The organism is Thermodesulfobacteriota bacterium (genome assembly GCA_035559815.1).
Classification (GTDB): Bacteria; Desulfobacterota_D; UBA1144; order Nemesobacterales; family CSP1-2; genus DATMAT01.
Map to the genome: position 1 here is coordinate 33165 of DATMAT010000038.1, position 26131 is coordinate 59295.

18 protein-coding genes are annotated in these 26131 nt (G+C 46.2%); 8 read left to right on the plus strand and 10 right to left on the minus strand.

Translation table 11 applies throughout. The features are described from left to right. Positions 1–54: 54 nt before the first annotated feature. The 3 genes from VNN20_10860 to VNN20_10870 all read left to right on the plus strand — a co-directional run bounded on the left by VNN20_10860 (position 55) and on the right by VNN20_10870 (position 5888). A complete protein-coding gene (locus tag VNN20_10860) occupies positions 55–3084 on the plus strand; it encodes a DUF4175 family protein (GenBank protein ID HWP92681.1) in 3030 nt (1009 codons plus the stop codon). Then, positions 3081–4688, plus strand: coding sequence for a tetratricopeptide repeat protein (locus tag VNN20_10865; GenBank protein ID HWP92682.1), 1608 nt, complete (start codon positions 3081–3083; stop codon positions 4686–4688). Before VNN20_10860 ends, VNN20_10865 begins: the two co-directional genes overlap by 4 nt. Before the next feature lie 186 nt (positions 4689–4874). Further along, on the plus strand, positions 4875–5888 hold the full coding sequence (locus VNN20_10870) for a MoxR family ATPase (protein ID HWP92683.1): 1014 nt from the start codon (positions 4875–4877) through the stop codon (positions 5886–5888). Positions 5889–5906: 18 nt separating this feature from the next. Here VNN20_10870 and VNN20_10875 read toward each other — a convergent pair whose 3' ends face one another. The 3 genes from VNN20_10875 to VNN20_10885 form a co-directional block, all read right to left on the minus strand. After that, complete coding sequence (locus VNN20_10875) at positions 5907–7391, minus strand: FAD-binding oxidoreductase (protein HWP92684.1); 1485 nt, start codon at positions 7389–7391, stop codon at positions 5907–5909. 566 nt (positions 7392–7957) lie between these two features. Then, a complete protein-coding gene (locus VNN20_10880; protein ID HWP92685.1) occupies positions 7958–9553 on the minus strand; it encodes an NADH-quinone oxidoreductase subunit M in 1596 nt (531 codons plus the stop codon). A gap of 253 nt (positions 9554–9806) precedes the next feature. Next, positions 9807–9989: a hypothetical protein gene (locus tag VNN20_10885; protein HWP92686.1), complete on the minus strand. Its 183-nt coding sequence runs from the start codon at positions 9987–9989 to the stop codon at positions 9807–9809. 348 nt (positions 9990–10337) lie between these two features. On the opposite strand from VNN20_10885, the gene VNN20_10890 reads away from it, so the two are divergent. Further along, entirely contained in the window at positions 10338–10547 is a 210-nt protein-coding gene (locus VNN20_10890) for a hypothetical protein (GenBank protein HWP92687.1), read from the plus strand. A 318-nt stretch (positions 10548–10865) separates the two neighbouring features. Here the strand turns inward: VNN20_10890 and msrB are convergent, their stop codons facing one another. From msrB to VNN20_10905, 3 genes are all read right to left on the minus strand, one after another. Next, on the minus strand, positions 10866–11885 hold the full coding sequence (gene msrB, locus VNN20_10895; protein HWP92688.1) for a peptide-methionine (R)-S-oxide reductase MsrB: 1020 nt from the start codon (positions 11883–11885) through the stop codon (positions 10866–10868). A 273-nt stretch (positions 11886–12158) separates the two neighbouring features. Further along, positions 12159–14864 carry an SMP-30/gluconolactonase/LRE family protein gene (locus VNN20_10900; protein HWP92689.1) on the minus strand — a complete coding sequence of 902 codons (2706 nt, stop codon included), beginning with the start codon at positions 14862–14864 and terminating at the stop codon, positions 12159–12161. A gap of 475 nt (positions 14865–15339) precedes the next feature. Beyond that, the gene (locus VNN20_10905) at positions 15340–15777 is read right to left on the minus strand and encodes a Fur family transcriptional regulator (GenBank protein HWP92690.1); all 438 of its coding nucleotides are present in this window, start codon (positions 15775–15777) and stop codon (positions 15340–15342) included. A 176-nt stretch (positions 15778–15953) separates the two neighbouring features. Here VNN20_10905 and dps point away from each other — a divergent pair, with 176 nt between their 5' ends. After that, positions 15954–16580 carry a DNA protection during starvation protein gene (gene dps / locus VNN20_10910; protein ID HWP92691.1) on the plus strand — a complete coding sequence of 209 codons (627 nt, stop codon included), beginning with the start codon at positions 15954–15956 and terminating at the stop codon, positions 16578–16580. A 58-nt stretch (positions 16581–16638) separates the two neighbouring features. After that, a complete protein-coding gene (locus tag VNN20_10915; GenBank protein ID HWP92692.1) occupies positions 16639–16971 on the plus strand; it encodes a 2Fe-2S iron-sulfur cluster-binding protein in 333 nt (110 codons plus the stop codon). Between the two features lie 280 nt (positions 16972–17251). On the opposite strand, the gene nhaA is transcribed toward VNN20_10915, so the two are convergent. The 3 genes from nhaA to htpX all read right to left on the minus strand — a co-directional run bounded on the left by nhaA (position 17252) and on the right by htpX (position 21188). After that, complete coding sequence (gene nhaA / locus VNN20_10920; GenBank protein HWP92693.1) at positions 17252–18625, minus strand: Na+/H+ antiporter NhaA; 1374 nt, start codon at positions 18623–18625, stop codon at positions 17252–17254. 709 nt (positions 18626–19334) lie between these two features. Continuing rightward, a complete protein-coding gene (locus VNN20_10925; protein ID HWP92694.1) occupies positions 19335–20180 on the minus strand; it encodes a lysylphosphatidylglycerol synthase domain-containing protein in 846 nt (281 codons plus the stop codon). Between the two features lie 150 nt (positions 20181–20330). Next, a complete protein-coding gene (gene htpX, locus VNN20_10930; protein HWP92695.1) occupies positions 20331–21188 on the minus strand; it encodes a zinc metalloprotease HtpX in 858 nt (285 codons plus the stop codon). Between the two features lie 448 nt (positions 21189–21636). Here htpX and VNN20_10935 point away from each other — a divergent pair, with 448 nt between their 5' ends. Further along, positions 21637–23418 carry a L,D-transpeptidase family protein gene (locus VNN20_10935; protein ID HWP92696.1) on the plus strand — a complete coding sequence of 594 codons (1782 nt, stop codon included), beginning with the start codon at positions 21637–21639 and terminating at the stop codon, positions 23416–23418. Between the two features lie 516 nt (positions 23419–23934). On the opposite strand, the gene VNN20_10940 is transcribed toward VNN20_10935, so the two are convergent. Continuing rightward, on the minus strand, positions 23935–24180 hold the full coding sequence (locus VNN20_10940; GenBank protein ID HWP92697.1) for a hypothetical protein: 246 nt from the start codon (positions 24178–24180) through the stop codon (positions 23935–23937). A gap of 323 nt (positions 24181–24503) precedes the next feature. Between VNN20_10940 and aspS the strand changes: the two genes are divergently transcribed. Then, on the plus strand, positions 24504–26131 hold a 1628-nt coding region (gene aspS / locus VNN20_10945; protein HWP92698.1), incomplete at its 3' end, for an aspartate--tRNA ligase.

The window sequence follows — 26131 nt, forward strand, 5'->3', positions numbered from 1 at the left end:
ATAAATGTCACGAATAAGCTTCCATTTCTTTAACTCTACGGTACTATTTATTCGATGTATATCAGTCCTGAAGAGATTCTCGAACAGGTGTTCGTCGACCTTCGAAGAAAACGCAAAAGGATTCTAATCGAAAATGGAGGAGTAGAGTTTTTATTAGTTTCCCTGGTTATCCTGGGGGCTGTCTCTATTCTTTCCTACGTTTATCCGAACCCTATCTATTTTAGCGCTCTAAAGCTCATAGCCATAACCGGCTTATGCTTCGGATTCTGCAGGTTTCTACTCCCGGCACTGTTAAAGAACGAACGAAAATCAGGAATAGCCCTAGAGCTAGAAAAGCTGTTACCAGGTTTAGGAGAAGAAGTCTTAAGCGCCGTCCTCCTGTCATCAGACCTTAAGAAAAATGATATAGAACTGGGCATCTCTAGTTCCCTGGTCAAAGCTCATTTGGATAAAGTTGCCCACAAACTCGGCTCATTGGACCTGTCCCCGGTCATTCCTGAAAGGAAGAGCATCAAATACAAGAACCCTCTTCTAGCCGTTTCCATACTTCTTTTAGCCGTACTGGTATTCGCTCCAAGGGATTTTCGAACCTTCTTGTTTAGCACCCAAATCCTGCCCTCCTCAGAGCCAGCACTGCTAGACCTCGCCGATATTACCATACAGTATCAATATCCTGACTATACAAAGATTCCGGCCAAAGAGGTGCGAGGGAGCAACGGAGACGTAAGGGCCTTAAAAGGAACCCATGTCACCTTCTTGGCCGAAGCGATTAACCAATTCCACAAAGGAAGATTATTCTTGGAGCAAGGCAATGTTATCCCCGTAAATCTCGAAGATGGGAGAATCAAAGCCGAGTTCACGGTAGTTTCAAGCGGCAGTTTTTTCATCGAAGATGAAGATGGGAAATTCAGGTCGAAGTCCTTTAAAATCACCTCCGAGGAAGATAACCTTCCCCAAATAACCGTTAATACCCCGGCCGGAGAGATTATGGAAACGGGCGAGAAGGACAAGCTTGAGCTTTACTACACGGCCCAGGATGATTTCGGACTCACTAAACTGGTTCTATCCTGGCAGGGCAAGAACGGCGAGTCGAGCAAATTGATACGGCAGGAAAAAGAAGAACCACAGACAGCCGAGGGAAAATTTGTCTGGGACTTAAGCCTGGTCGAATCCGAACCCGACGAAATTATCCAGGCAAAGATAAAAGCCTATGATAACGACACAGTGTCCGGGCCCAAGGTAGGTGTTTCAAACACAATCAGAGTTCAGATAAAAAACTCTCGAAAAAAGCATCAAGATATATTAGCGCAGGCCGAAGAAGTCATGGATAAACTCCTTCATGTACTCGCGGATGAAATCGAAAGCTCGAGATTAAAAGCTGCGCTTTCAGAGAACGCAGCTAACCGAGGGGAGACCGAACCCCGCACCGAGCTCGATAGGATAAAAAAAGACCAGGAAGGCATAGCCGGTAAGATTGAGGATGCCTTGAGTTCCTTGAATAATCTTCTCGGCAAAATGCAGGATGACCAATTTTCAGATTATACGTTTTATCTCGGGCTCTCTAACATGAGGATTAGAATCGAGGAGTTACTGCAAGAGCGCCGTAATCTGCTTTCCTCCTTATCCGCAGGTGATTTACTCCGGCTTGACGGCCTTATAACCAGAGAAATTAATGAGTTTGAGGACGACATAATATTCTTAGACTCTATGCTCAAAGGCGAACGATTAGAAGAATCCTTGGTATACGGAAAAGAAACGCTCGACAAGTATAATCAGCTCTCCGCGCTTTTGGAAAAACTAAGACAAACCGGGGACGAGGCAATGATGGGAGAGATAGAGGGAAAGATAGAAGAACTAAGAAGCCTGGTCTCTCAGTTAGCAGAGAAGTTGAGCTCTATAAGCGCAGATATCTACGAAGGATTTCTCAATCCCGATGCCTTTGAGTCCCTTGATTTGCAGGATAGGCTAGACGAAATTAGCAGGCTGGCACAGGAGGGGAAAATTGAAGAGGCCCTGGAATTGCTCTCCGGTATCAAGGACAGCCTAGAAAGCATGATTGCCTCCTTGGAAAGCGGCTTTCAGTCTTTCAGCACGGCTTCATTATCAAAAGAGTTAGCCAAGTTAAACGAGTTGATAGCCCGAATCGAGGGCATCGAGAAGGAACAGACTGCGCTCAAACAAAGAACCGAGACCCTCAAGGAATCACTGCTAAAATCCCCCCCAAAAAATGAAAGCCTGCTCGAATTTGCGGAAAGAGAGCGGAAAAAAGTGGAACAGTTGAAGAGTAGGCTTATGCAGGCCAGGGATAAACCCTATGCCGGTGAACCGGAAAGTGAGGTTATCAAGGGCTTTAATCCTATCGACCAGGCTCTTCGCAAGACGGACGAGCTAGAGCGTTGGCTTCTTGCTCTAGAACTGGAGGAAGCACTTAAAAATGCCCAGGAACTGGAAGCAGAAACCAGCGGTCTTAACAATCTCATCAAACTATTCGGGAAAACGGCAGAAAGCCATGGAGAGATAGAGAGAGCAGAAGAGATGGCCAAAGGGATCCGGGAGGATATCGAGCAATTCTTAAAAGGCGGGGCTAAAGATGTACAATCATACCAGGTCGCCGAGAGACAGGATAAGATCCAGGCAGAAACAAGAGACCTTGAAGATACCCTAGTCCAATACCAAGATGACCTCCCCCTTTCTCCAGGAATAGGTGAGAACCTGTCTGAGTCTAAGGGGTTCATGGGCGGTGCATCAAAAAGCCTTAAAAGCAAAGAGGTATCAAAAGCCATCTCAAACCAGGAAGAAGCCATTAAATCCCTGAAGAAGGCCAAGGAGGAGGCAGGTCAACTACTCAAGAAATACCAGTTGAGCGCAAGAGGCATGGGACCCCCTGTTCCCTTTGTCCTGGGCGGCAATCAGCCAAGAGAGGGCCCACGAGGGATCGACACCGGTTATGTAGAGATCCCGGCCCCCGGAGAGTCGGAGAGGGGAAAGGAATTTAAGGAGAACCTTATGAAGGCCCTGAAAGGAGGGTCGCCCGACGGATACAGCGAACTCAACAAGAAATATTACGAAAGGATCATCAAGTGAGAAGCTTAGTCATCCTTGCTTTTTTTCTGAGCATTATTTCCGCCCCGGCTGAAGAACCGGATTTCTCGGCACACTTGGAAAGAGGTGAAACCCACCTATCCCGATGGCAGATAGGAGAAGCATCCAAGTCAGCCGATAGCGCATTGGATCTGGCTAAAAATAACGAAGATAAAGCCAGTGCCTATTTCTTGAAGTCTCAGGTCGAGTTTTTTAAGGGCAATTATACTCAAGCAAAGAAATTTGCCGAGGAGGCGTATTCGCAAAACCCTAAAGGGAAGGAAATCGGCAATTTCTTGGATTACATATCCAGGGTGTCAGAGGTGGGAGGAACATTTAAGGAGGTAAGAACCGAGCGTTTCGTATTACGATACGGCCACGCAAAAGATTCCATACTCTTAAGCTACGCTGAAGACGTGCTAAACAAGGCTTACTACGAAATAGGACTGGACTTGGAAGCATATCCCCCGGAGCCAGTAATCGTTGAGATATATCCCGACCTCAAGAGCTTTACGCTCGCCTCTACCCTCTCTGAGAAGGATATAAAAACAACGGGCGTTGTAGGAATCTGCAAGTTCAACCGTATCATGATACTTTCCCCCAGACTGCTGCCGCAAGGGTATTCATGGTTCGACACCTTAGCGCACGAATACACCCACTATCTCATCTTTTTAAAAAGCGGCAACACCGTTCCGGTGTGGCTCCACGAGGGGATCGCCAAGTTTCAGGAAAGAAGATGGAAAGAGAAAAAGAGGAAGGTAATAAACCCATTTTACGAGACGCTTTTGGCCACCGCGGTTAAGGAAGACAGTCTCGTACCGATCGAGAAAATGCATCCCTCCCTGGGAAAACTGGACAGCGCTTACCAAGCCCAACTGGCATTTGCCCAGGTCGGAACGGTAGTCGATTTTTTAGTCAGAAAATGGGGCAGCCAGTCGCTCGTCGATTTACTGGATGTAATCAGAGAAAGGGAGGATCTTGAGCTAGCCATAAAGGAAGTGACAAACATGAGTTTTGACGATTTTTATGGTTTATGGGTAGAAGACCTTAGGGAAAAGAACCTTAACGTGAGAATCCCTGGCCTAAAAGTCAAAGAATTGAGGTTCAAGCAGGAAAAGATGAGACCCCAGGACCAGAGTGAAGATTTAGTTGACCTGGACGATGCCCGGGCCAGGGAATACACCCGGTTGGGCGACCTTCTCGGTATCCGAGGAAGGGTTAAAGCCGCCGCCTATGAATATGAAAAAGCACTCCACTTCGACAAAGACTCTCCAATCATCATAAATCGCCTGGCTTCAGCCCAAATCTCCCAAGGCGAATATGATGAAGCAAAAAAGAGGCTGGCGGCATCGCTCGAGCTATATCCGGAATATGTGGATACCCACGTCAACCTCGGTAGGATATACATGAATAAAGGAAAATTAAACGAGGCCGAAAAAGCCTACCGGGAGGCTATAGCCATAAATCCCTTCAATCCGGAAATTCACATAGCCCTAGCCACCGTCTACAACAAGCTGGGATTAACCGACCTGGAAGAGCGTGAGAAAGATATACTGGCAACACTTCTTAAAGATGAGCCACGAATAGACACGAATGAAGGCGAATGAAAACAAACCAGATGCGTGATACAATACCTGGTCGTGAGCTCGGTCAAACGATACAAGATGCATGATGCACGACGTAAAAGAAGCTTTTCACAATCCTGCATCATGTATCCTGTATCATGCATCATACACCGTCTCATTCCCTCAAAGACTGTAGGTGCGTAGATAAGAATTAGAGCGAGGAAATAAATGACCGCATACGAACATGGAAGCGAAAGGGATGTAGAGAAGGTAACCCAACTGGCCAGGGTTAGAAAGGATATTCTCCAGGAAATCAGCAAAGTAATAGTCGGCCAGAAAAATGTCATAGAACATCTGCTTATATCCCTGATGTCATCGGGACATTCGCTTTTTGTCGGAGTCCCGGGGCTGGCAAAAACCTTGCTCGTCAGCACTTTGTCCGACGTTCTCAATTTAAGATTTAACAGAATCCAGTTCACACCCGACCTGATGCCTTCGGATATTACCGGCTCTGAAGTTCTAGAACACGACACATCCACCGGAAAGAGGTTTTTCAAATTCATCCACGGTCCGATCTTTTGCAACATACTCCTGGCCGACGAAATAAACAGGGCCTCACCTAAAACCCAAGCGGCCCTCCTCCAAGCCATGCAGGAAAGAAAAGTAACCGTGGGCGGTGAAACCTACCGGCTCGAGCCTCCCTTCTTGGTTTTTGCCACTCAAAACCCCATCGAACAGGAAGGCACCTATCCCCTTCCGGAAGCGGAGCTTGACCGCTTCATGTTCCAAATAGACGTCGACTATCCCACGATGAATGAAGAGGTAGAGATCGTAAGAACTACGATCGGGGCATACAGGCCCGAGCTTAGGAAGGTACTCGATGCTTCCATGATTTTTGAATACCAGGACCTGGTTCACCGGGTTCCGGTATCCGAGCACGTTGCCGCCTATGCAGTGAAGTTAGCCCGGGCTACCCGGCCCAGCGAACCGGACAGTCCTGAATTCATCAAGAAGTGGGTCTCTTGGGGGGTCGGCCCCAGGGCTTCACAATTCTTGATCCTGGGAAGCAAAGCAAGGGCGGTGCTTGACGGCCGCTATACACCAAGTACCGAGGACGTAAAATTCCTTGCGCCTTCGGTCCTGAAGCACCGGATTGTCCTCAATTTCCGTGCTGAAGCCGAGGGAATGAAGCCCATGGATGTCATCAAGGAGATCCTGGATAAGGTTGAATTAAATGTCTAGCCATCAACGAACATGTCGTTACATCAAATCGGCGAACATCTTACGGTAATGCCGATACCAATCGCTCTGAAATCTCTCTTCCGGGTCATATTTCTTCTTTAGCTTTAGGAACTCAGGAAAGTTGGGATAGCAGGACAGCACCTGCCGGAGAGTGGCGTACTTGTGGTAGGTTAAATAATAGCTTCCTCCATACTGTATTCCCCGGTCTATCAGACGGCGGAAATCGTTAGCCGCCCTTTCCAGCCCCGGTGCATTATGTATGACATGTAAATTGAATATCACACAGGCATAAGACTCCTTTGCCCAGGCTAGAAAACTCTCTTCGTCCTTTTCGATAAGACGTATAGTCCCATAGACTAGGTCAACATTATTTTCTAGGAAGTCATTACGAACGTCCTCCATGAAGCTGACCAGGGCATTCCTGGGCACATAGATTTCGGTAATCATCTCCGTTGCCCTATCCTTGGAGCCCAACTGCCTGTCCAAAAGCCGGTGATAATCATCTATGTACGTGCTTAACTGATGGGTGTCAGACCAGTATATTTGACCGGAAGTAGAGAGATAATGGGCGGAGTAAAGTTCAAACGCCTTTTTTTTGTTCGTGTGCGCCAAGTGGATAAGCCTCTTCCAGTCTTCGGCGGAAAGAGACCTCTGCCCTTCCGCAATTAGAGTATCCTCCGACACCGGCTCATAGCATGAGAAAACGCCCTTACTCAGAAAGCAGTCGGAATCAGAGTCGGTATTGTACTGGAAATCCCCATACAAAAAGCCCTCCTCGATGCGATGCTCGAACGACGGAATAAGTTCTTTAATATCGATAACCTCGACCACTCTCCTGAGCTTTCGGCGAGGCGTGAGTCGGAGTCTTACCGAATAGATTATTCCAAATAGGCCATAACCACCGACCACGAGCCTAAAGAGTTCAGGGTTTTGCGTGCGACTGCATAGGTGGAGCTTAGAATTTTCATCGATAAGAACGAGTGACTCCACATCCTGTATTATAGGCTTGAAGCATAAACCCCGGCCATGAATGTTTGCGCCTATAGCCCCACCTATGCTCAGACGATCTGCACCCGTCTGCTTCTGAGTAATACCCCACTTTGTCAACCGGCCCTCCCGAGCTTTATGCAAATATTCAATCAATTCGGGCCACTTGATTCCGGCTTCCACTTCCAAAATACCTTCTTTGGAATCAAAATCTAATACCCGATTAAGCTTTGTGGTATCTATGAGCACGGTATCGGTTCCGAACTGCTGTCCTCCCATTGCATGTCTTCCGCCGGAGATAGAAATGGTTTTACCTCCTTGCCTGGCCTCTCTTACGATACTCTGAATGGCTTCCGCCGAGTCCACTGGTACAATCCGGCTCACTAAGACCGGGTTTAGCTTTGAATGTATGTCGTTGACTAGAAAGCCCCCGCTTTTCTGCATCCTTTTAGGGTGTTTGCGGAATCGGGCTACCTGATTACCTGCCCCTTTCCTATTTTCTCGTCCGACTATCATGTCCGTGTTCTCCTCGTCTTTATTTAAGTCTAATAATAAGTGAATATTCACTCACTTATTTCAGTGTATTACTTTCTTTGTCCTCTGTCAAGGCTGGATCATAAACAGGTAATGCCTGCAGACGGCTGGCTTGGTGATGGCGGGATGGGGAAAACTTGAATAAATAGACCCGTTCGTCCTTAGTTTACCGAAGGGCTCACCATGAAGACAGGTCTAGAACTTTCAGTAACACCACGCCCTTCATCTTGAGCGGAGACGGAGGATGAAGCGGTCGAAGGGCGAACACCGCCAGCTTCAAATCATCCTTCTACCCTTCGGTCTTAATCAGTATGAACTAAGGCTTAAGCAACGCTGATGAACCTGAATAGATTGCTCCATCGTTTAATTTCTACAACCGACAAGAACCGAGTTATCTCATGACAAGCCGCCTTCTTTCGTCAACGATGAAATCCATTATTTTTGACAAGTATAATCGACAAGGATTTATATATCATTCACAGATATATTGATTTGGATGTCAATAACGCAGCAAACTTAAAAAGAAGTATTAGATGTTCAAGGGCGTTTTATTTATCCAAAAGCCTTGCTTTACCGGGGTACGCTACATTCTTGTCCAAAAGCTCGGCTGGGTGATCTCTAGCCGCTATCCGCTCTTCAAATTTTGATTTTATTAGCTCGCTGACCGTCGGCTCCATCCGCGAGAGGAAAGGCTTTGGATAAATACCCATTACGAAAAACATGACCGCTAGGGGAAGGAGAACCATGATTTCTCTAACGCTGAGGTCTCTTAAAACCTTGTTTTCCGGCTTATCCAGCGGCCCAAACATCACTCTTTGATAGGCCCAGAGCATATAAACCGCACCTAGTATCAAACCGGTGGCACCGAGGGCTGAATAGATATAACTCGACCTAAACACGCCCAACAAAATCAGGAACTCGCCCACGAAGCCGTTCAGAAGGGGAAGGCCGATAGAAGAGAGGGTGGCCAGCATAAAAAAAGCCGCAAATATGGGCATGACCTTTGAAATCCCGCCAAACTCGGCCATGAGCTTCGTATGCCTCCTTTCGTAAATCATCCCTACTATCAGGAAGAGGGCGCCGGTAGAAATACCGTGGTTGAGCATTTGGTATATTCCGCCCTGTATGCCTTGAATGTTGAGGACAAATATCCCAAGCATAACCAGCCCGAGGTGGCTTACGCTGGAATAAGCCACGAGCTTCTTCAGGTCGGACTGGGCAAAGGCAACCATCGCCCCATAAATGACCCCTATGATTGCTATCACACTTAAAATGGGAAGTAAGTCCAGCGTGGCCTCCGGAAAAAGAGGCAGCAGGAAACGGAGGAAACCGTAGGTACCCATTTTAAGGAGAATTCCGGCCAGTATTACGCTTCCCGCAGTGGGGGCTTCGACGTGGGCATCGGGAAGCCAGGTATGGAGCGGAAACATGGGCACCTTTATGGCAAAAGCTAGGAAGAACGCTAAAAAGGCCAAACCCTGAGGACTGAATATACCCAAATAAGGGATGTTCAGCTTGTAGAAATCCATTACGTCCATGGAAGAAACCCCGAACTGGTCGAGGTGGAGAATGTAGAGATAAAAAATGGCAATAAGCATCAGGGCGCTGCCGAAAGCGGTATAGATGAAGAATTTTATGGCGGCGTAGATCCTGCGGTCTGCCCCCCAGATTCCGATGAGGAAATACATCGGTATCAGCACCGCTTCCCAGAATATGAAGAAGAGAATCATATCTAGGGCCAGGAAAGTGCCGATAAGCGCCGTCTCCAATACCAGCATGAGAATGAGGAACTCCCTCATCCCCCTATGAATGGCGTTCCAGGCGCTGAGGATGGTTATGGGCATGATGAAAGTGGTGAGGAGGACGAGGAATAGGCTTATGCCGTCTATTCCCAGGTGATAGCTCACCCCCAGGCTCTCTATCCAGGGAGCTTTGACCTCAAATTGCATTCCGGCGTATCCGAGCTTGAAGTTAGTGAATAAAGGTATAGATATCAAGAACTCGATGATACTGACCACAAGCGCGCCTATTTTCATAGGTTCTTCGGAATCTTTGTATACCAAGGACAATGCTACCACTAGAAGTATCCCAACTAGGGGAAAGAACGTGACAATGGTTAGAATTCCACCGGGTAATGATTCCAATTTCTTAGTGGTCCTCCTGGGAAGTTTTTCTGATTTAGCGGCTTTTAAATATACATTGGAGACTAGGGGTTCTCAAGGAGAAGAAGAGTGAAAGACTCCATTCAATTACGGAAAGCTGGGGCTTACACAGTATACTTAACATTCTTAGCATCTACTACGTTGAGATTGAAGAAAGCAATATACCTAAGGTTGAGAGCGTTAGTCCGAAACGTATACGCTCTGTTATCTGCGATTCGAATACTAGTATAATTTTTTACGTTGCTTCGATATTATAAATTCCAACCAAAGCAACACCTTCTTTAGAAATACCAACTCTCTTAACTTCTTCTATTGCTTTTATAACATGCTTCTTCTTTATGTTTTGAGGAATCATACCATTACATTTATTCAAGACTCTTAGTAATCTTTTTTCTGCAGGTCTTTGAACTGGTTTCATGCATAAAATATCACAAAATACAGCCTGATTTCAAAAAGGTTTCTGCATTTTGACTACTTTATAAACTGTATAACCGATACGATTTCAGTTATGGCTGAGACTGCCGAATACTGGTACCAAATCCGACTAATATGTATCTATAGGCTACGCTGAATCCTTCACCATACTCATAGCTCGTCCTAAGCAATTTCGATAAACCTAGTGTAAACTCTGGGAAGCATCCAAACAGAATAGAGATTCTTCGCTCAGCCTGCACTGAATGAAGTGAATGTGCTCAGAATGACACACTCAATGTTCAGTCGGATTCGGTTTGACAAATAAAAGTGCTAGTCCTAATATAAATGTATCATGAGAGCAAAAGTCTTAGCTAAGAAAACGAAGCAAGATGCCGACTATATATACCTTAAAATCAGCCGAGATACCCTGGAGACCCTTTGTGATGCAGCAGGGCTTTATCGCCAGGAGTTCTTAGATTTATTAGATGAATCAGAGAAAGACCATCGCACAGGCCGGGTCACCAGACGGAAGTCACTTCACGAACTAATCCCGAAAAAATGAATGATTGAGATTTCAACTACGAAAACTTTTGATCGGCTGTTTCAAAAGCTACCTAGAAAGATTCAGCTTAAAGCAGCTAAGAAAACGGACCTTTTTAAACAAAATCCCTTCAATCCGATCCTCAGGACAGAAAAGTTGCATCCACCTAAGCATGATGTCCGGGTTTTCGTCTGGACATTCATTAGCGAATTGTGTTCAAGTTTGTTGGATCAAATCAGGCAGAGTTTCAGTTCATCGGACATCATAATAAGATCTATAATTATGACATTTTCAGATAATTCTTGCCCTGTTGCATTTAAATACACACATAGAAAATTCCTATTTCTCAAAAAGCTTCTTGTACTCCCCGTAGCCCTCCTTCTCCAGGTCCTCTTTGGGAATAAAGCGAAGAGAGGCGGAGTTTATGCAATAACGAAGCCCGGTAGGCTCAGGCCCGTCGTCGAAAACGTGTCCTAAATGGGAATCGGCGTGCCTGCTTCTCACCTCTGTTCTTGTCATGAATAAGCTTCTGTCCTCTCTCTCTACGACATTTTCCGGCTCGAGCGGCTGGGTGAAGCTTGGCCAGCCCGTTCCCGAATCATATTTATCCAACGAGCTGAAAAGGGGTTCGCCGGAGACAATGTCCACGTAGATTCCTTCCTTTTTGTTATTCCAATACTCATTGCTGAAAGGCCTCTCCGTACCCTCTTCCTGCGTGACCTGGTACTGTAGCGGTGTTAATTTCTTCTTTAGCTCGTCTTTTGAAGGCTTGCTGTACTTCTTTTTGCTACTTTTTGATGTGGTTTCCATTTTATCCCCCCATATTTTTTTTAGGTACTGATCTCGTCCCGAATAATATCTATAATACCTATATCTTATAGGGTTCTTCTTGTAATAATCCTGATGATAGTCTTCCGCTTTATAAAAAACCGATGCTTCGACTATCTCCGTTACGATCGGTTTATTATACCTTTCTGATTTACCTAAGGCCTGTTTTGATTGCTCCGCCAATAGTTTTTGTTCATCATCATGATAAAAGATTACACTTCTATACTGCGAGCCCCTATCCACAAATTGGCCGTTCGGGTCGGTCGGGTCTATTTGCCTCCAGAAAACATCGAGCAGGTCCGAATAGGTTATTTTAGAAGGGTCGTAAACGATTTGAACGGCCTCGACATGGCCCGTTCCTCCGGCAGAGACCTCTTCATATTTTGGGTTTTCCTTATGCCCGCCGGTATAGCCCGAAATAACCTCAATCACCCCATCCAGCTTCTCAAAAGGCGGCTCCATGCACCAAAAACATCCCCCGGCAAAGGTTGCTTTCTCCAGCTTGGTCTCCGCATGCACCGAGGTTTGCATGAAGAGCAGGATTAGAAATGAGAAAAAGTAGACAAAGGTTTTAGCCGACATTTCATACTCCTTCCATTAATTTCCCTATTAAGATGATAATTAAGGATTAAAGTTTCTCAAAGAGTGTGACATAAATCCTCGTAAAAGAATGACCTTATGGAATTGGTCAAATCCGGTCTAGACTGATTAATTGGGTTGTGAGGTTTAAAATCGAATTAAGGAGCTGGGTTACCGGCGATTGCCGATAACCCAGCTTAGATCTTATTAGTCTTCTATGTTTTTTCAGGGTACTTTGGTGATGGTCTCGCAGTTTGCCGCCGTATCAGCATTTTTATGGGGTCCCCCGTCGCAGGTATCATTACCCGGACCTCCATCCAAATCATCATCCTTTTTACCACCCTTTAGAGTGTCATCGTTATCTCCACCGTTAAGGTTGTCCCTGCCCAGCTGCCCTAGTATCGTATCATTTCCGCTTCCACCATCTATAGTGTCGTCACCGCGGCCACCACAGATTACGTCGTCCCCGCCAAGACCGTTTATCGTATCCCTACCGGCAAAGCCATGAATCACATCGGGCCCTTCTGTTCCGTTGATCACGTCGTTACCGGAAGTGCCCGGAATGGTCACCGGCAAGCCCATGCACTTGGCATTGGTGGGGTCGCAGGCATCGCCTATACCGTCACCGTCGGTATCCACCTGTCCGGGATTGGCAGTAGTCGGGCAGTTGTCCACGTCGCCACAAACTCCGTCCGTGTCTATATCATTCGATGCATCATTAGGACAGTCATCACAGACATCCCCTATATCGTCATTGTCGGCATCCTCCTGCCCGGAGTTGGGAGTTTCAGGACAGTTATCGTCTACATCGGGAACCCCATCGCTATCCGTATCAAAATCCGGGTCACATACATTACCGATGCCATCGTTGTCGATATCCTCCTGCAGTGGATTTGCTATCGTGGGGCAATTATCATCCACATCTAAAACGGTATCGTTATCATCATCTTCGTCGCACACATCGCCCTGACCATCCCCGTCCAGGTCGGCCTGGCCTGAGTTAGGGTCGTCAGGACAATTGTCCATTGAATCCGGCACTCCGTCTTCATCCGTATCAACAGGCGGTATGAACAAGACCTGAACTCGATGGTTATCGGTGTCGGCCACGTAAATATTTCCCGAGTCATTCACCGATATCCCCCGCGGTTCAAAGAATTCTCCATCACCAGCTCCTATAGTCCCGAATTTGAGCAGAAAATTGCCGTTTGAGTCAAATTTCTGTATGCGATTGTTCAAGGTATCTGCGACGTAGATATTGCCCTCATAGTCAACCGCTATCCCACGCGGGGTATTAAACTGACCGTCACCCGTGCCGCTAGTACCAAACTGAAGCAGGAAGTTGCCGTTAGAGTCGAATTTCTGGATACGATGGTTGTTGGTGTCCGCTACATATATGTTGCCTTCGTAATCCACCGCTAAACCACTAGGAAAGCGAAATCGCCCCGCGGCACCTCCGAAAGTGCCAAACTTTAACAGAAAGTTACCGCTCGAATCAAACTTCTGTACGCGATGATTATCCGTGTCCGCCACGTAGATGTTGCCTCCATCGTCCACCGCAACTGCATTGGGAGAGTCAAATTGCCCATTTCCCGAGCCTAAACCGCCAAATGTAAGCATGAAGCCACCGCTTGAATCAAACTTTTGTATGCGGTGATTTTCTGTGTCTGCCACGTAGATATTTCCTGTATTGTCCAACGCCATACCGGACGGCTTATTAAAATGACCACTAGCAGTGCCAAGAGTGCCAAACTTGAGGAGAAAATTGCCAGACGAATCAAACTTCTGTATGCGATGATTGTTTGTATCCACAACGTAAACGCTATTTGTGCTATCTACAGATGATGAAGATGGAAATCTAAACAAAGTATTCCCCTTACCGAAGGTGCCAAGCTTGAGTATGAAGTTACCGCTCGAACTAAATTTTTGTATACGGTTATTTTTTGTATCCGCTACAAGGATATTGCCTCCGCTATCCACTGCTACACCGGTTGGCCCATTAAGGCGGCCATTGACCAAGCCGAAACTTCCAAACTTGAGAACGAAATTACCGTTAGAATTAAATTTCTGGATTCGGTTATTTCCCGTGTCCGCTACATAAATGTTGCCCCCACTATCCAGGGTTACATCCATCGGAGAATTGAACTGTCCGTTTCCTGCTCCAGGTGTTCCAAACTTAAGAAGAAAGTTACCGCTAGAATCAAATTTCTGGATTCGGTTATTATTCTTATCAGCAACGTAAACGTTACCTGCAGTGTCCACCGCGATTCCCCTCGGGGAATTAAGCTGGCCGTCCCCGGATCCAAGTGCTCCGAACTTGAATAGAAAATTACCGCTTGAATCAAACTTTTGTATACGGTTGTTAGTCGTGTCCGCCACATATATGTTGCCAGAATCGTCTAAAGCTATACCGACCGGTTCATTGAACTGACCGTCCTCTGAACCTAAACCCCCAAATGAGAATACTAAATTACCGCTGGAATCAAACTTCTGTATGCGATGATTCCCGGTATCTGCTACATACATGTTCCCCGTCCCATCGATTGCCACACTGAAGGGCCTCGTAAATTCGCCGTCTACCGTACCGAAACTACCAATCCTCATAATCTCTTCACCGGATGAGTCCATTTTGACTATCTGGCTTATAAATCTTTGAACCCCATAAATATTTCCATCATCGTCAAGCACTACATCTACTATACTCGTTAGAACCGGCTGCTCTATGGGCACACTAAATTCAAACGTTTGTGCGCGCACAGATTTGCTATTGACCATCACTAGTAAAAAAATGGCAAGCAACATGCTTAGTAAAGCTCTGCTTCTGGACCTGTTCGTGAGAAAGCCCGATGCGTTGAGCCCATTACTCCAGTTCTTAGCATTCTCCCGAACACAATTCATAATCCTAGAACAGATCATCATATGGAATGCCCGCATGATGTATATCCTCCTCTCATAGTACGTATGGTAATTTCCACATACCTATGTTTAGTACTTTCCTGACATAAACTCCGACCATATCGTCAAAAAATGAAAAAATAAGAAAGTGTATGACTCTCTAAAAAAGACTAAATTCAGTCGACGCGTAGAAAATCGACTTCCAACAAGTTTTCTATTACCTAAAGAACCGAAAAAAAATCTTACAAAAGTCGATTCAATTAACACGCGAGAAGCGAAGGAACTTTTGGAAGGAATCCTGGCTTTGCTAATCGAAGTCAACTCCTCTTTCTAAACTTCATTAAGTATATAGCCAACCGTATATACTCAAGACTTAATTTTTTCTGTATAAAAGGTTGGGGTTCACGGAAAAATATAACTTTGGTTATATTTTTTAATGGAGAGTCATTAATCTTAACTTCTACCCTAGTAATTTCGGAAAGGATAAAACAAATGTCAGTTAAGCTTTGACCAGCTACGAACCTTTCAGGCAATCCTTGCAGACACCGTGTAGGTAAAGCTCCGCAGCGTCTATCCTAACCTCGGCTAGCGGCGATCTCTCCACATCCAATTCATAGTTAACCTTTTTCAGATAAACATCGTCAACTTTTCCACAACCGTCACATACAAAATGATGATGTTCATCAAGATTGGTATCATATCTCATCGCGTTTCCGCTCCGTCCCAAATAGGAGAGTAAACCGGTTTTAACCATCTGTTCCATATTTCGGTAGACAGTCGCCGCGGAAAGCATTGGATGCTCCTCTTTTGCTTTTTGATATACCTCGTCAACTGTTAAGTGTTGGTCCGCCCTGGAAAGTATGCGAAAAATCACCATGCGCTGGGGGGTGAGCTTGAGCCCTCTCTCCCGTGATAGATTAATTAATTTTTGAAGCCGGTCCTGGTCGTTCATGCTAGATAAAAATTACCACCGATCATGATTTTTTTAACTAAATATACCATCCATAGATAAATTTACTACTTATATAATATCTATATACATCTAAAATATCCTATTATTTGATATCAAATTGCAATCAGGATATAATAGCGTATCATTAAATAAGACCAAAAGGGAGGACTAAGCTTATGGCAACCAAAGAGAAAAAGCACATGAAAGGAAAGGTTAAACCGGGTGACGTGACCCAGCGTGTTGGGGTCGAACAACTCGAAGCCCGCGGAGTGGACGTCAAGGAATTAAGAGAAAAACTAATCGATGCGGCCGGCGCCGAGTTTACCACATACTATTATTACACCATACTGCGTATGTACCTGGCCGGCCACGAAGACTATAAGGAGATATGCGAGGACGCCCGTCTCGAAGACAGGGCCCATTTTGAGCTTATTACCCCCAGGATTTACGAGCTCGGCGGAGGCTTGCCTACCGATATAAGGGCTTTTGCCGATAGAGCGTCATGTGCTGATGCCTATTTGCCCAAAAATCCTTCTCCCGCAAACATTTTAGAAGTTCTTCTCGAAGCAGAAAGATGCGCCATAAGAACGTGGAGCGAGGTATGTGACCTTACCTTCGGCAAAGACCCGCGTACCTATGATATGGCATCCAGAATCCTCCAGGAAGAAGTCGAGCATGAAGCCTGGTTTATAGAACTGTTAAGCAAAGAAAGAGATGGGGTCATTCGCCCCTCCGGTCATTTCCGACGAGGAGAACCGGGCGAGGCTCCTTACAGCAAGAACCGCGGTTTTTATAATCCATGATCGAAATCATCAGCAAAGATAGGCGGGGTTGGAAGACACCGCCTATCTTTGTATATTAATGAAGACCTACCAAGTAAAGCTACATACACCGGAAGGAACAGCGCACCTAGAGGTTCGGGAAGATGAATATATTCTGGATGCCGCATACGAGGCGGGTTATGATATTCCCTCTATGTGCCTACAGGGTTTTTGCTTGACCTGCGCGTCGAGGTTGTTGAGGGGTAAGGTGGATCAATCCGAGGCTGTTCGCTTCTACCCCGAGGATGAAAAGGAGGGATACGTCCTTATCTGCAGCGCTAAGCCGCTATCCGACCTCTGCATAAAAACCCACCAAAAAAAGGAGATGCAAAATCATCGTAAAAAGTACGGCCTGCCCTACCCCCATGGCTGAGAATTTCAGCATCTGGTTGTTTTATCAACTAAATGACTCATTTAAAAGGTGACTTTGTTTAAACCTATGAACTTTTCCTAGTCGAGATAAATAGTGAAGCACAGCTATTACTTACGCGCTTAATGAGAGGTTTCGTTCCTAGAAAAATGACTTCATAATTTATTTGGCTCGACACTTTTAGTCAATTCTATTCCTACATTACTACTAAATTGGCATTGTTAGCGTTCATAAACCCTATAACCAGATATTACCTTAAATAATCAAGCCCCATTGTTAAACTTTAATTTTCAACAAGACCAGGGGGCCGTTTATTCTCTTTGCCGGTATTTCTAAGAATCACCCATCCTCCGACCCCAGCGATGAGCGATGCGGTCAGAATTCCTAGTTTAGCTACCGAGAGAATTTCATCGTCCTCAAAGGCCAGACCAGCTATGAAGAGAGACATAGTAAAACCGATTCCGGCCAGCCAACCCACTCCATAGATTTTCAACCAACTAACACCGCTAGGTAAGGTGGCTATGCCTATCCGCACGGCAAACCAGGAAAAGAGCGTAACTCCAACCTGTTTGCCGAGAACCAGCCCAAACAATATGCCCAGTGCTACCGGATTTGTGAACAATGCGGCGAGACCCCCGCCCAAATTAACCCCGGCATTGGCAAGCGCAAAAACGGGCATGACTCCAAATATTACCCATGGATGTAAAGCATGTTCCAATCTTTGTAGTGGCGTTTGAGCTAACTTGCTGGCTGATTCTATAGCCTCCACAACTTCGTGTTGCTGCTTGCTGGTAAGGATGCTCCCGCCTCCACCGACGTCTTTGAATTCATCGAGTAGGTTACGGCCTCTTTCCAGAAATTCCTCTTTACCGATTCTGGCCCTAGCCGGAATGGTCATTGCTGCAAGCACTCCGGCTATGGTCGCGTGTACTCCGGACATGAGGAACGCAAGCCAGAGCCCCCCTATACCCAGGGCAGCGTATACGAGTGGATTGCGAACTCCAGCGCGATTGGTTGCCAGAAGGGCTGCCAAAAAGGCCGCGCCCACAATCAAATTTGACCAGTAGATTTGAGAAGTGTAGAAAAAGGCAATGACCAAAACCGCTCCTATATCATCCACAATAGCAACAGATGTCAGAAATATCTTGAGGGATACCGGCACCCTCTTGCCTAAAATGGCTAACGCCCCCAATGCAAAAGCAATGTCAGTAGCCATCGGGATTCCCCATCCGGAAGCACCGGCCTTTCCTCCATTGAATACAAGATAGATAATAGCTGGCGTAACCATACCGCCAATTGCCGCAGCGATGGGAAGCGCTGCCTGTTTCGGCGAAGATAATTCGCCGACCAGTATCTCACGCTTTATCTCCAGTCCAACGACAAAAAAGAACATAGCCATCAATCCATCGTTGATCCAAAGTATAAGAGGCTTGTCCAAAAGAAAGCCCCCAATCCCCACCTGGAGCTTTGTCTGCCACAGATTGAAATAGCCGTCAGACCAGGGCGAATTAGCCCAGACCAGCGCCACGACGGTGCAGAGGAAAAGTAATATGCCCGCGGATGCTTCAAGCCCGGTAAATTCCTGAAAAGGACGCAGTATCCACTCCATAGATGATTTTTGTGATGTGTCCATTATTTCCTTGCTTTCCTTACTCATAGTTCCTCTCCATCGATTAGGGCAATTCAGGTCAATATTAATTTGTATATTAGAACAAATTGCTTCTACTAAAAAACAACAAAGTTATTGGATTTCTTAAAGCGGGGTATGATTATTATAAATATTATATTGGTAAAAAATAACACTAGTAATGGCAAATAGAGTGTGCATCTAGAAGAAGCACTTGGTTATTTCTCGATTATTTATCATACTTTGAGGACTTCAGAATCTCAACACCTTAGACTTATTATCTATATGAAACCACTACTGTCTAAAATTAATTAGAAACCAAAGGTTCGAACTGGTAAAACGAGGCCTTTAGATAGATAAAAAAGTCCTTTTAAAATCAGGTCACCCCCCTTTATGTTTGCTATGCAAGCGCAATCCTAATCCTAGTTTTTGAAATGCTTTTAACCCTTACTCACCCTTCGTCCTAGTTTATCCTGAGCGAGGCCGAAGGACTCAAGGTGAAGGGCACGGTACTGCTGCGAGTTTTATACCCGCCTTCATGGTGAGCGGAGTCGAACCATGAGCCCTTCGTCAAGACCAGCACAGGCTTCCCCCGAAAGGAGCGAAGGGATAATTGCTTTCAATTGCGAGTTGCTTTGTTTTGGCAGTGAATAAATATCTTATTTTGGACAAGTTGATATGAAACTTATATTAAAGCCCCGAGTAAAGAAAAACAAGTTAAATTCTACGCTGCCAGCTTTTAGCTCATTCTATTCACCGCATTATTTTTATCATTCAATTTTTCCCAAATCAGGCTCACTAAATAAATTAAGGCAAGCGATATTACCGATATGGCAATAAATTCTATCCACGAAAATACGAGGGCTTTCTCTTTAGAGACACCGAAAGAAGAGAGAAGCGCAATCAAGCTAAGGTCCCTCGTCCCCAGCCCCATAGGGGTTACCGGAAGAAACTGAGAAAGAACGCTCACCGCACTGACGCGAATGACATCTATTTTACCTATATCTATCCCCACCGCCTTAGCCGAAGCCAAAACACTAAGGGCGAAGAATAGATACATAAACAGAGAGCTTAAGATTACTTCCCTTAGCGAATCAAAATTCCTTCTCCTCCAGATAATCGTTGCAATTAGAGTTAACCCAATTAAAGAGATAGAGAAATAAAAATATGTATCTCCGTAAATACCGACCACAAGACATATCACACCGAGGTCGAGAAACCTAAGATGTAAAATGGCGGATAATGCTGACTTCAGTGAAAAACCGCTTAGTTTGAAAGCGCCAAGAAGCACCCCCTCCCCGGCCAGATGAATCGTTCCTACAGCCACCAGTCTTGACAAACTGAACACCCGGAGAAGTTTTTCCAGCCGGTAGGCCCCCAGTATATATCTGAATCTTATTGCCTCGAATACTATAAAAGCAGTATTGAACAGTATGGACGGCGCAAGATAGAGAAGGTCTACCTCTTTGAATCTGGCGAAAACCTCTTTCCATGAGACAAAATAGGAAAGGACCAATAAAGCGATTATTCCGGTTACGGGGGAAAGCCGTTTTAAGGTCTCGGTCAAACCTTTTTTATTCTCCATTCCTCCCTTTCAGGCTAATGCAAAATTGGAGAGAAATTTCATCCCTGTTCTGATTTCCACTTGTTACCGACAATGTAACCAAACCTGTGAAATTTGATACTATATCAAGATTAAGAAACCGTTAACCAGTGATGAATAAACGGTTAATAATCACCTCCCCATAGCCATGGCCTCGAGCCTGGCGATTCTCTCCTCAATGGGTGGATGTGTGCTGAAAAGAGAAGCAAGCCCGCCGCCACTAAGCGGATTTACTATGAACATATGGGCGGTGGCATCGGCTGTCTGCTCATTCACCCGGAGGGGAATCCTGCCCGATACCTGGCCGAGCTTCCTGAGAGCATTGGCAAGGTAAAGCGGATTTCCGCAAATCTTGGCCCCGCCCTCGTCTGCAGAATACTCCCGGGCGCGTGAAATAGCCATGCGAATGATCATTGCGGCAAGCGGCGCAACAATCATCATTACCAGAAGCATCAGGACATTGCCCCTGCCTCTATCATCTCTTCCCCCGCCGAATATAGCCGCCCACTGGGCCATGTAGGCAAGATAGCTGATAGCGCCGGCGATTGTAGCAGCAACGGTTCCAATCAGTATGTCTCTATGCTTTATGTGCGCAAGCTCGTGGGCCAGCACACCTCTTAACTCTTCCGGGCTCAGTAGTCTCATAATCCCCTGGGTCACGGCCACCGCCGCGTGGCTCGGATTTCTACCAGTGGCGAAAGCGTTAGGAGCGTCCTGAGGGAGAATATAAACCTTGGGCATGGGAAGACCGGCATTCTGGGCCAACTCCTGCACGGCACCATAAAGCCTGGGCTCATCTTCGGGTTTGACTTCCACGCCCCTATACATCGCCAGGACGATCTTGTCGCTCCACCAGTAGCTTATGAAATTCATCACCCCGGCAATCACCAATGCGATAAGGGCGCCGTTTTTCCCGCCAATCGCTCCACCCGCCCAAATAAGAATTGCGGAGAGTAGAGCCAGTAGCACTACGGTTTTAATCGTATTCATGGTTCAACCTCCTGAACAAATTATTCTTCCGGAGAAGAACAAAACCAACTTCTAATGCTCTTTCTAGTCCCTTTTTATTTGCCACCTGCATTGACTAGTATGGCTCTTGTTCATCTTTTAAGAGATAAATTATACCTGATCAACGAATCGACTATTCGATTTCGGCATATACTCTTTATATATGGCAGTGACAATAGTTTTGGGAACCATTATCCCAACGAAAGCGGCTGGAGTTTAGTAGAATTTCTCCGGTATTTTTATTGCTCCCTTCATCAGATTTGTATAAATATGGGCAGTTCTCCCGACGACCCTTGAGATTTGGGGAACTCTCCCAATGGAAAAAGAGCTCGTAGAAGAATACTGCTTTCAGGTTGATAGGTTATATTAGAAATGATATATTTTCATTACTCATTTGAGCAAACCCATTTCGAATCCAAGGCCATAAAAATTGAGAACCCAGAGCATAAGAAATAGATTATTAAAATTTACCGTCCTCATTCCGGCCATCCTTGCCCTTTTCTCCGGCTGCGCCGTGAAGAACGAGGAAATCCTAGAGCCCGCTGCCGATGTATCCAGAGAAACGACATCAGAGCAGGTGCGTAAGCTTATCCAGAGAGAAATTAAAGATGCGGGTACCCCTCCCCGGATAAGCTTTGGCGGCAAATTCATATACGCATCTACCATGCTGCCCCGCTTCTATGAGCGCAATAATTACCGTCCGGTCTGGAGCGATGATAACGGCCTTTTGCCCCAGGCCGATGCTTTCGTCACCATAATCAGCGATGCCAGTAAAGAGGGATTAAACCCGGCTGACTACCACTTGCCCGAGATCAATGTAGCGCTGAGCGAGATTCATCAGGACGAGGTGGTCACCGCTTCCAACTATCAAACCTACGGAGAGCCCCTAAGCCCCTACGGTCTTTCCAAGGCAGATCTACTCTTGACCGATGCTCTACTCAAATACAGCTCACACCTTCTCAACGGCCGCATCCATCCGGAGGTCGTCGACACCGCCTGGATGATAAGACACCGAGAAATGGATCTAACCGACGTCTTAAGAAGTGCTGTAGAAACAAACCAGATTGAAGAAAACTTGAAAAGGCTCCTTCCGGAGAACCCGGTATATTCAAGACTGAAAGATGCTCTGGCCCAATATCAACAGATCGCCGAAAGAGGCGGCTGGCCTATGGTTCCCGAAGGCTCAAAGATGGAGAAAGGCCATAGAGGAGATAGAGTGTTAGCTTTACGTGCCCGCCTTACTGCCTCCGGGGATTTGAGCGAAGAATATCAGCAGGGCGAACACTCAGATTTATTCGACAACAATTTGGCAGAAGCTGTGCGCCGATTTCAAAGACGCCACGGACTCAAGCCAGACGGCGTCGTTGGCCCCTCTACCCTGGCCGCTCTGAACGTGCCGGTTCAAAAACGCATAAATCAAATAGAGCTAAACATGGAGCGCTGGCGCTGGATTCCTCAAAACCTGGGCAGGCGGTACATCCTGGTTAATATCGCTAATTACGAACTCTACGTGGTCGAGTACAACCGAACAGTGCTGAGAATGCGAGTGGTAGTGGGCAAGCCATACTGGAATACCCCGGTCTTCAACGCAGACATGACCTACCTGGTGCTAAATCCATATTGGAATATCCCGAAAACCATATTCGCTGAGGAGAAACTGCCCAAGATAAAAAAAGACCCGGAATATTTCTCCAAGGATAATATCAAGGTTTTAACAAGCTGGAGCCCCAATGCTCAGGCGATAGACCCGTCGACAATAGACTGGTCTAAGGTCACCGAGCAGAATTTTAGATACAGGCTCAGGCAGGAGCCCGGGCCGGGCAACCCGCTTGGCCGAATCAAGTTCATGTTCCCAAATCCTTATCACGTTTATCTTCATGACACGTCACAAAAATATCTATTCAACAGGGTGGAGCGCAATCTTAGCCACGGCTGCATAAGGATCGAAAAGCCTTATGAGCTAGCCGAGTATGTCTTGAGCTCCGACCCGAGCTGGACGCCGGAGAAAATACGCAAAGCTATCAACAAAGGCACCACTCAGAGCGTCCGTCTGCCGGAACCGATCCCGGTATATCTACTCTACTTTACGGCATGGGTTGATGATGACGGGACTGTGGAATTCCGCGACGATATTTACCAGCGCGACCGCGCCCTGGAAGAAGCGCTGAGAAGCACGCCACAAACCTTTAGTAGCGCGAAAGAGGTGATGTAGTTGGTTTTTCCCGAAAATCAATACTTGGTTTTCTAACACTAATATTCCTTTTTTCATTTCATACAAATTGTAATAGCCCGGGATTTAATCAAACGGACAACGCCTTAGCAAGTTGTGTCTAGTAGAATGATTTCACTTTTATAAATGTCACTCTGGAGCCCTTCTTATATGACGGAACCCACGAGCGGCTTACATTGTCATGCTGAGCGAAGCGAAGCATCTAATACTATCTAGATCCTTCATCTTCGATTCAGAATGACAGCGTTGAAAGAAATAACTTATGCTTACATTCTTTGTGTTTTCTATGTCGCAAAACCGCTTGTGTCATTCCGAACCTTGTCCCGAATCCTTCCCCCGGTTTAACCGGGGGACCATCGCTCAGGATAAACTCCTGTGAGGGAGCTGGTGAGGAATCTAAATAGATTTGCTTCGCGTGGTTTACAGTGAACGAACGTGCTCGCACCAACATTATCGAGTTAACCCTATGATAAACCACAAGGATTTCTCAAGTTAATTCTACTCACAGGGAATATCCGGCGGGGTTTGTCCGGAAATAGAAGCGCATCTTTCCAAATCCGAGCACTTTATGAGTGGTATTTTCCCCCCTGAGCCGAGTGCCTGGTACTCCTCGATGCTCAAGGGGATGTTATTGCAGGTAGCCGGGTCAAATTGACCGCCTTCTCCCTTAGTTGAATCCGTCGAATAACTCCCCCCGGCACAACCGGCAAGCAAAAATAAAACCGCCAATAATAACTTAGACATTTTTCCCTCCTCCTTGATTCGTTCATTTTACTCAGGACGATTGTAGGAACACGCCGTGTCCTGTTCCTACATCGTTCTCAATAATAAAGAGCAGACTAAGTATAATTCGAAAACAGAAAAACAGGCAAATGTAAAAGCCTTAAGGTGAATGGAGTGTTCTTAAATATGGAGAGTATTATCCCTGCTTCACTATCTTTCCACCCTTACTCCCTACTTCCTATACCAAACACGTTATGGCTATAATTCAACCGCATTCTTGCCAAATTCGCAGCAATGGTTAAGATTTTAGGCAATCTTATACATAAGGATAAGGAGTCGCCTTGATGCTCGAGCTCTTGGGAGATTGGAAAAGAACGGACTACTGCGGAAGCCTGGGAATTAAAGACCTGAACCGCGAAGTAATCATCATGGGCTGGGTTCAATCAAAGAGGGACCACGGGGGATTAATATTTGTGGACTTAAGAGACCGGGAAGGAATCGTCCAGGCAGTTTTCAATCCCCAGACGAGCAAAGACTCACATGCCAAGGCGGAGCTATTGAAAGACGAATGGGTAATTGCGGTCAGTGGCAACGTGGCAAAGCGCCCTCCGGAAACGCTTAACCCAAACATTAAGACCGGTGAGATTGAAATCATCGTTAATGAGATCAAGATTCTCAATACATCGAACGTGCTCCCCTTCCCTATCGAGAACAAAATAAATGTGGACGAACTATTGAGGATGAAATACCGTTTTCTAGACCTGAGAAGACCGGAGATGAAAGAGAATCTTATTCTACGGCATGAAATAGCCAGCGCCACCAGAATCTATTTGAACTCTCAGGGCTTTATCGAACTGGAAACGCCTTACCTGACCAGGTCCACACCGGAGGGGGCCAGAGACTTTTTAGTCCCGAGCAGGCTGAATCCGGGTGAGTTTTACGCCCTTCCCCAGTCGCCCCAGCTCCTGAAACAAACGCTCATGATCTCCGGATTTGACCGGTACTACCAGATCGTCCGTTGTTTTCGCGACGAGGACCTTAGAGCAGACCGCCAGCCTGAGTTTACCCAGATCGATTTAGAGATGTCGTTTGCTAAGGAAGAGGATGTTATGGAGATAGTAGAAGGGATGCTCAAAGCCATATTCAGGGCGGCAAAGGGTACGGATATCCCCACTCCCTTTCCCCGGATGAGATACGACGAGGCCATGCTCAGATACGGAAACGATAAGCCGGATATACGGTTTGGCCTTGAGCTTTCGGATATCACCGGGACATTCCGGGAATCGGGTTTCAAGGTGTTCAGCGATGCTATAAAAAAAGGGGGAATCGTTAAGGCACTAAACCTGAAGGGCAAGGGTGGGGAGCTCTCCAGGAAGGAGATAGATGACCTGGTGGAATTTGCAAAAACCCTGGGGGCTAAAGGACTGGCTTGGATAAGGATCTCAGACGGCGAATGGCAATCGCCAGTAACCAAATTTTTAAGCGACAAGGAGAAAGAGGAATTAAAAAGAACCCTAAATATAGAGGACGGGGACATCATATTTTTCGGCGCCGACTCCGGTTACATCGTCAACCTGGTGCTCTCTAACCTGAGGCTTCGTCTCGGTGAAAGGTTCAACATGATCGACCATAGCAAATTCGCCTTTCTCTGGGTTGTTGACTTTCCGCTTCTTGATTTCGACGAAACTGAAAAACGCTACGTGGCTATGCACCATCCATTCACCTCACCCAAGGAGGAAGACCTGGAGATTTTTGATACGGCTCCGGAAAAGGTAAGAGCCAGGGCTTATGACATAGTGCTGAATGGAGTGGAGGTCGGCGGAGGAAGCATCAGAATACATAGGAGCGATATACAAAAGAAACTATTCGACAAAATCGGGTTAGAGCCGGAGGAGGCAAAGAAGAAATTTGGATTTTTGCTAGAGGCTCTAGAGTTCGGAGCGCCGCCTCATGGAGGCATCGCCCTTGGGCT